Consider the following 238-nt stretch of genomic DNA (forward strand, 5'->3'; position numbering starts at 1 on the left):
CTGCCAGGCCTCCCCGAACTCCTCGTCACCCTCGGCCGGCGCAGGCTCAGTACTGCCGAAACCGCCGCAATAGTTTCCGTCCAGGTGCTCAGCTCACTCGCACGCCCGGCCCAGTGCCTCCTCAGTTGGCGTCCCGGCCCCGGCCGGACGGCCGCGGCCCGGGGAGGCGTGGATCCGGCACCGGGAGACGCCCTCAGGGTCGAGCTCGGCGGCCAGCGGACACCGCTTGTCGTTGGCG

Annotated in this window: 1 protein-coding gene; it reads left to right on the forward strand. The window is 73.1% G+C overall.

Going from position 1 to position 238, the window contains the following annotated elements:
* Positions 1-238 (forward strand): hypothetical protein (locus N7568_RS25265; RefSeq protein ID WP_261612370.1); only part of this gene is annotated, 238 nt, incomplete at both ends.

This window comes from Paenarthrobacter aurescens (assembly GCF_025421775.1).
GTDB classification, from domain to species: domain Bacteria; phylum Actinomycetota; class Actinomycetes; order Actinomycetales; family Micrococcaceae; genus Arthrobacter; species Arthrobacter aurescens_B.